The 6,783-nt window shown below is 34.9% G+C and carries 8 protein-coding genes; 5 read left to right on the top strand and 3 right to left on the bottom strand.

Going from position 1 to position 6,783, the window contains the following annotated elements; genetic code table 11:
- The 5 genes from ACJ5H0_RS22685 to ACJ5H0_RS22665 form a co-directional block, all read left to right on the top strand.
- Window positions 1-1,499: RHS repeat domain-containing protein (locus ACJ5H0_RS22685; RefSeq protein WP_411252134.1), on the top strand; the 1,499-nt coding region annotated here is incomplete at its 5' end.
- A 4-nt stretch (window positions 1,500-1,503) separates the two neighbouring features.
- Window positions 1,504-1,923, top strand: a complete 420-nt coding sequence (locus tag ACJ5H0_RS22680; protein WP_411252133.1) for a hypothetical protein — start codon at window positions 1,504-1,506, stop codon at window positions 1,921-1,923.
- 525 nt (window positions 1,924-2,448) lie between these two features.
- Window positions 2,449-2,646, top strand: a complete 198-nt coding sequence (locus ACJ5H0_RS22675; RefSeq protein ID WP_411252132.1) for a KTSC domain-containing protein — start codon at window positions 2,449-2,451, stop codon at window positions 2,644-2,646.
- A gap of 109 nt (window positions 2,647-2,755) precedes the next feature.
- A complete protein-coding gene (locus ACJ5H0_RS22670; RefSeq protein ID WP_411252131.1) occupies window positions 2,756-3,220 on the top strand; it encodes a redoxin domain-containing protein in 465 nt (154 codons plus the stop codon).
- Window positions 3,221-3,225: 5 nt separating this feature from the next.
- Window positions 3,226-3,744, top strand: coding sequence for a DsbA family protein (locus ACJ5H0_RS22665; RefSeq protein WP_411252130.1), 519 nt, complete (start codon window positions 3,226-3,228; stop codon window positions 3,742-3,744).
- Between the two features lie 172 nt (window positions 3,745-3,916).
- Here the strand turns inward: ACJ5H0_RS22665 and guaB are convergent, their stop codons facing one another.
- The 3 genes from guaB to ACJ5H0_RS22650 form a co-directional block, all read right to left on the bottom strand.
- Window positions 3,917-5,377, bottom strand: a complete 1,461-nt coding sequence (gene guaB / locus ACJ5H0_RS22660) for an IMP dehydrogenase (RefSeq protein ID WP_172280936.1) — start codon at window positions 5,375-5,377, stop codon at window positions 3,917-3,919.
- A 168-nt stretch (window positions 5,378-5,545) separates the two neighbouring features.
- A complete protein-coding gene (locus ACJ5H0_RS22655; RefSeq protein ID WP_411252129.1) occupies window positions 5,546-6,253 on the bottom strand; it encodes a hypothetical protein in 708 nt (235 codons plus the stop codon).
- A gap of 26 nt (window positions 6,254-6,279) precedes the next feature.
- The gene (locus ACJ5H0_RS22650) at window positions 6,280-6,780 is read right to left on the bottom strand and encodes a DUF4252 domain-containing protein (protein WP_172280939.1); all 501 of its coding nucleotides are present in this window, start codon (window positions 6,778-6,780) and stop codon (window positions 6,280-6,282) included.
- Window positions 6,781-6,783: the final 3 nt, after the last annotated feature.

Below are 6,783 nucleotides of genomic sequence, written 5' to 3'. Positions count from 1 at the left end.
CTGGAAACAGATTATCAAAAGTCGCAGAAGCTTCTCAGAATTCATCAGGATATCCTTATTTTGCAACTCCAAATGAAATTACTTATGATAATAATGGAAATATGACAAGCCATAAGGATAAGGACATCACAACGATTGGATATAATTATCTGAACTTACCCAATAGTATAACAAACGGAATTGGTAAATTCAGTACAACAAATAGTTATCTTTATCGAGCAGATGGAGTGAAACTTAAAAAGAGTTTGTCAGGGAGTTTGGTAATAGGAATAAATCAAACAGAATATTTAGATGGTTTTCAATATAACTTAGTAAACGGAGAAATATGTGCGGGCTGTACTCCTCCTAGTCCTATACTACAGTTTATTCCCACTTCAGAAGGTTATTACGATTTTGTAAAAAATAAGTACATTTACAACTATACAGATCACTTAGGAAATGTAAGATTGAGTTATCAGAAGGGTACAACAGGAATAGAGGTTATTGAAGAAAATAATTATTATCCGTTTGGGTTGAAACATGAAGGGTATAATGGTTTAGCTGGAAATCCAGCGTATCAATATAAGTACAACGTCAAAGAGTTACAGACTGAAACTGGAATGTATGATTATGGAGCAAGGTTCTATATGCCGGATATTGGTAGATGGATGACACACGATCCTTTAAGCGAATTACAATTTCGATTTAGTCCATATTCTTATGTGTATGGAAATCCAATTAGATTCAATGATCCGACAGGTATGATCGGGGAAGATCCAGATCCTAAAAAAATATATGGGCCTAAAGGAGGACAACCTATTGAAGAAGTTGTTATGACTTATACAAAGCCGAGCTCACTTTCATTCATGGGTATTAATAATATTGATGCATATCATGCTTCTCAAGATAGATTAGCTTCAGCAATTAGAGGAAGTAAAGCAGCCCTTGCAACTGAAAAATTTGAAAAAAATCTAGGATTTGCGATGATAACATTTGGAATGGGAGGAAGTAACTTACTAGCTTCCGCTAGTTGGGCTACCTTTGATACTTATATGAGTTATCAGGATGAAGAGACTCAAGGAGCTGTAGCTTCTGTGCAACTAATGGCACTTGCAATACAACTTAGACATGGAAACTTAAGTAAAGTTAATAGTGTTTTAGATGCATTAGCAGCTGAAAAAGGAATAATTATTAGTAATGGTGTAACTAAAAAAGGGGTTTTAAAAGTTGATTATTTGTTTAAGGACGTCAATGATGCCAAAAATTTTGGAGCAAAAGCACTAGGTTCTTCCAAAACAAGAATTTACGATGGATCAGGTAAATGGATTGGATGGGAAAATAAGGTTGGAGATCAAGTTTATTGGGGGCATGGTGACTGGGGAAAAGGAGTAGGAAGTTCTACTTTTCCACATTTGAATTACAATATTAATGGTCAAAAAGGACATTTATTTTTAGAAAACAAAATCAATAATAGAGGACAAGCATCCGAATTTATGTCATATTTCAATTTAGGTAGATAAATTTATGAAAAATTTTACAGAAGAAATACAAAATATTTTTTCAAAAACGGGCGATTCAGAACTAAAAAACTATTTTTATAAGAACAATCAAATTAAATTAGAAGTCTTGCTTTTTGATGACGAAACTTTGAATATGGAATTTGAAACTGAAATTTTATATTGTAAAAATTTTGAACAAAAATCTCCTTTTAATAAGGGCTATTTCAAATGTGTAGAGCTTTCAAGTGTCCTTGAAATAAATAATAATCATTATACTTTTTCAGGAAATTTTTCGGACATTATGAAGGCTCAAAAAGCTAAAATAAATTTAGCTTTTGGATTAAATATTCAAAATTATACACATCTTATAACTTTTTCCAACAGTACTGTAAATTTAGCTTTCATCATTAATTATAAAAATAGGTATAAATGCAATATAGAATAATATAGGAGTTCAATGAGCCCGTTCTCTAATACAAGCGAGATGCTCGCGTTGGTAGATAACACAAAACCCACCGTTTTTGCGAGGGTTTTGTGTTCAGATCAAATAGCAATATTTAGACAGTCCCAACTGTCGCACGAATCCTTTCGTGTGGCATTTTCTTCTAGTTTCTTTCAATGAACGATCTCATTTTCTATCTTTACTTAAAACATATAGTGATGAGTAGAAATTAGAAATTTCATAATAATTATATTTTATAAGCTTTGCTGTAGCAGGCTGGCCAGATGTATTTGTTCGAAATGAGTATAAAGAGCTCCTACCAAAGAGTTTAAGATTGGGCCAAAACCAAAAGGGTTTAGAAATTCATGCTTGTATTAATTATATTCTAGTACTGATTAATTATATTAAAATATTACATAAAAAAAGCCAATTCTGTGAAATTGGCTTTTTGTTTATGCCAAATTTTTCTACAAGAGAAACTCGTGAATCAATATTAGCAATAGGAATATTTTTTGCAGTTACTAAACCATGCCTTCCTCAGTTGTACATAGTTATGAATATTTTCCGGAAACTGAAATACTAAGAATTGTATATCAGTCGGGAGCAGTTTATGATTATTTGAAAGTACCCCAGATCATTGTTGATCAATTCAAAGCTTTTACTTCTAAAGGGACATTTCTTAATAAGGTTATCAAAAAGAAATTTAAGTATGCCAGAATAAAATAACATTCTGCGTCTTATTTTAACAATAATTTAAGTCGTTATCGGCTATGAATTAATTTCTTATTCCTAATTTTAGTTTTTCATTCAAAGAATTACAACTAATCACAAAAATATGATACTACAACAAGGAACCCCGGCACCGGATTTTGAGCTCCATGCCACTCCCGACCAGAAACTAAAACGTTCTGATTTTTTAGGAAAGAACCTGATTTTAGTTTTTTATCCTGCAGACTGGAGTCCGGTTTGTGGTGATCAGGTGAGCCTATATAATGAAATGCTTTCCATTTTTCATAAATATAATGCAGATATCCTGGGTATTTCTGTTGACAGCGCCTGGTGCCATGATGCTTTCATGGAAAACAGAAAACTACACTTCCCCCTGTTGGCAGACTTCAACCCCAAGGGAGAAGTTTCAAAAGCTTACGGCGTCTATAATGAAGAAAACGGAACTTCACAAAGAGCACTATTTGTTATTGATCCTGAAGGAATCATCCAGTGGAGCTACTTATCACCCGATGGAATTAATCCAGGAGCTGACGGAATCATTGATGCTTTAGAAAATTTAAAACAAAAATAATATTTATGTCTACTTTAAGAATTCCCATTGGTCCTAACGACCACGTTCAGGGAAATCCAGATACCGCGAAAATAGTTTTAGTAGAATATGGTGACTATCAATGTCCGTATTGTGGACACGCTTTTCCTTTAATAAGAAGATTTGTTCAGGAAAACAGTGATGATGTAGCATTTGTATTCAGGAACTTTCCTTTGACTGATACCCATGAATATGCCATGGCAGCCGCAACAGTTGCCGAGGCAGCAGGAAAACAAGGAAAATTCTGGGAAATGCACGACCTCATCTATGATAATCAAAATATATTGAACGAAGCACTACTCAAAGAGTGTGTAAAAGTTCTGAAACTGGATGTGAATAAAATCGAAAATGAGATTAACACCGAAGAACTTCAGGCAAAGATTGAGGCTGACTTTGAAGGCGGTGTACGCAGTGGAGTAAACGGCACTCCATCTTTTTTCGTCAATGGACAAAAATGGGAAGATTATGACGGAACGTATGATTCATTCATTGACCTAATTTCTTAGTTTAAAATCATCTAAAATATGCTATTCTTTCTATAAGCTGTGCAAAATTGATTGATTCGGTATATTTATTCACTTCATTCACAAAACACCAAACCTTATGAAGTGATATCAAAATCATAAAAAAGACTATCTCAGAATGAGATAGTCTTTTTATTGTATAAACTTAAAATTATTATAAAGAATAATTAGGAGCTTCCTGTGTGATAATCACATCGTGCGGATGAGATTCTTTCAATCCACTTCCTGTGATCATGACCATTTTTGTATCTTTCTGTAAAGCCTCAATATCTTTTGCTCCACAGTAACCCATCCCTGCTCTAAGTCCACCGGTTAACTGGAAAATCACATCTTCCAGTTTTCCTTTGTGGGGAACCCTACCTTCAATTCCTTCAGGAACGAATTTTTTAGCCTCACTCTGGAAATATCTTTCTTTTCCTCCTCTCTTCATTGCCGAAAGGCTTCCCATTCCCTGGTAAGACTTGAACTTTCTACCCTGGAAAATAATTTCTTCTCCCGGAGCTTCATCAGTTCCTGCTAAAAGAGATCCAAGCATTACCGCTCCTGCTCCACTCGCAATAGCTTTTACAATATCCCCAGAAAGTTTAATTCCACCGTCAGCAATTACTGCTACATTTTTAGATTTAGCATAATCGTAGACATTATATATCGCAGATAATTGAGGAACCCCAACTCCTGCTACTACTCTGGTTGTACAGATTGAACCCGGGCCAACACCTACTTTAAGAACATTTGCTCCTGCTTTGATCAAATCTTTTGCAGCTTCAGCAGTCACAATATTTCCTCCCACGATATCCAGATCCGGATATGCTTTTCTGATCTCAGAAATCTTATCTAAAACTCCTTTGGAGTGTCCATGAGCCGAATCAATTGCCACAATATCAACACCTGCCTTTACCAGCGCTGCAATCCTGTCCATGGTATCTTCTCCTACTCCTACTCCGGCACCTACAATAAGGCGGCCATTCTGATCTTTATTCGCATTAGGATACTCCAATTGATTGTCGATATCTTTAATCGTAATCAATCCTACCAATTTATTGTCTTTGTCTACAATAGGAAGTTTTTCAACACGGTTCTTAAGAAGGATTTCTTTAGCCTTTTCAAGATTGGTGTTTTTATCGGAAGTGATCAGGTTTTCTTTCGTCATGATCTCCTCAACTTTCATATCAAGATTTTCCTGATACTTAACATCTCTATTTGTAATAATCCCAATAAGAACATTATTTGGATCTACAACCGGTAAACCAGAAATTTTATATTTGGACATCATTTCTTTAGCCTGAGCTAAAGTATGATCTTTTGAAAGGGTAACAGGATCAGAGATCATTCCATTTTCAGAACGTTTCACACGGTTTACCTGTGCCGCCTGTTCTGCGATCGTCATATTTTTGTGAATGAAACCAAGTCCACCAACTCTTGCTAGTGCAATAGCCAGATCGCCTTCAGTAACTGTGTCCATCGCAGCAGATACTATCGGAACATTCAGGGTAATTTTATCGGTAAGTCTTGATTTTAATGATACCTGGTTAGGTAAAACTTCTGAATAAGAAGGGACTAGAAGAACGTCATCGAAAGTGATGGCTGTCTCTACAATTTTGTTATGAATAGACATCTTTACTTTCTTTGCAAAATTAGGCTATTTTAGTGAGATATGAAAATCCTTTTTAATAGTTTAAATAAAAATTAATAATCAATAAGTTAAATCAAAAAACCGCCCTTATATAAAAAGCGGTTTGTACAAAATAAAATGAGTTATATGAACTAAATATAATATATTTTTTTATTTAGCCGTGACCTGTCCCTTTTCGTCGACACTCTCTATATGCGTCTGGTTGTTTTTATCTACATAGATCTTAAGACGTATGCGTCCTTTATCATCCCGTATAAAAAGTCCTACATCGCCATTCGCTGTTTTTCCGGCGAAAAAACGCTCACTCCCCAATTTTCCTTCTTCCTTCAATTTGGCAAAAGCTTTCTTCATCGCTATTGGGTCATTAAGCTTTTGTAAAGAATCATCAAACCTTATTACTTTTTCGAGCGGGAAATCATCCGGTCTGTCCCAAAGTTTGAGTCCGTATGATCTTTTTTTATCCGCCCCAGTACCTTCACTATATTGAAGTTGCATGATCTGATCCGTTTTCCTCTGGTCTACAGAGTATACCATTCCTGAACCTTTTTCATCGGCATCATATACCAATCCTCCACATTCATCACCTAAAGAATTAAAGAAAATCAGTCCGGCTTCCCTTTCTCTTGCTTTAAGAGGTTTGTTATTCAGTAATCCTGGATGCTGTCGTTTTTTATTACTGATTACCATTTTGAGTGTTCCGTCTTTTTCGACAATATTAATTCTTTCAACATCAATTTCTTCGAACCTCTGGTGATCATTGCTGCTTTTAAAAGCCAATAAAAACAAAAGAACAAAAGCTACTGTAAGCGATGCTGCATATATCTTCAGCATACGCACTTCTCTGATTAATTTTTCCATGTAAATAATTTATTGTTAAAAATAAATTATTTATCTGAAGCTGAATTAATGAATTTTGAAATATCATCCGGAGTAAAATTCCCCTTTACATCCACGAATACCAATTCTCTATCTGAATTTACCGTGATCAGCATATTTTTTATGGTTTCCCCGGATTGCTTTACACGAACATTTACATTATCTCCATTATGTTTTATGGTCGCCCAATCTTCATAATTGTTATTATTAAGATATCTTGCATAATCTGCTAACATCTCCTGATCTCCGTTTTCTACCGTCAATACTTTTATTTTTGATATTTTCTTTACCAACTGAGCGGTAGCCTCACCATCCTCTTCTTCTTTTAATGCTTTTCTGATAAAAGGTTTTGCCAGGAACATGGGTACATTGACGCTTTCAAACTTTGCTCCTTTAAAATCATAGCCTGAGTCCGAAAAGAATTCCATATTAGGTTTGTGTGACACTACACAAGACTGAAGCAAAAATACCGTGCAAGCTGCAAGCAAAATGGTTCGTAAGTTTTTCATGGT

The sequence above is a fragment of the Chryseobacterium proteolyticum genome (assembly GCF_046591535.1).
In the GTDB taxonomy this organism is placed as follows: domain Bacteria; phylum Bacteroidota; class Bacteroidia; order Flavobacteriales; family Weeksellaceae; genus Chryseobacterium; species Chryseobacterium proteolyticum.
The sequence above is the reverse complement of the archived record's forward strand: the minus strand, read 5'-3'. Positions and strand labels throughout refer to the sequence as shown.

Bases quoted from the DNA above. Each gene is read 5' to 3' on its own strand.
- ACJ5H0_RS22680 (WP_411252133.1), top strand. From the start codon at position 1,504: ATGAAAAATTTTACAGAAGAAATACAAAATATTTTTTCAAAAACGGGC.
- ACJ5H0_RS22675 (WP_411252132.1), top strand. From the start codon at position 2,449: ATGCCTTCCTCAGTTGTACATAGTTATGAATATTTTCCGGAAACTGAA.
- ACJ5H0_RS22670 (WP_411252131.1), top strand. From the start codon at position 2,756: ATGATACTACAACAAGGAACCCCGGCACCGGATTTTGAGCTCCATGCC.
- ACJ5H0_RS22665 (WP_411252130.1), top strand. From the start codon at position 3,226: ATGTCTACTTTAAGAATTCCCATTGGTCCTAACGACCACGTTCAGGGA.
- guaB (WP_172280936.1), bottom strand. From the start codon at position 5,377: ATGTCTATTCATAACAAAATTGTAGAGACAGCCATCACTTTCGATGAC.
- ACJ5H0_RS22655 (WP_411252129.1), bottom strand. From the start codon at position 6,253: ATGGAAAAATTAATCAGAGAAGTGCGTATGCTGAAGATATATGCAGCA.
- ACJ5H0_RS22650 (WP_172280939.1), bottom strand. From the start codon at position 6,780: ATGAAAAACTTACGAACCATTTTGCTTGCAGCTTGCACGGTATTTTTG.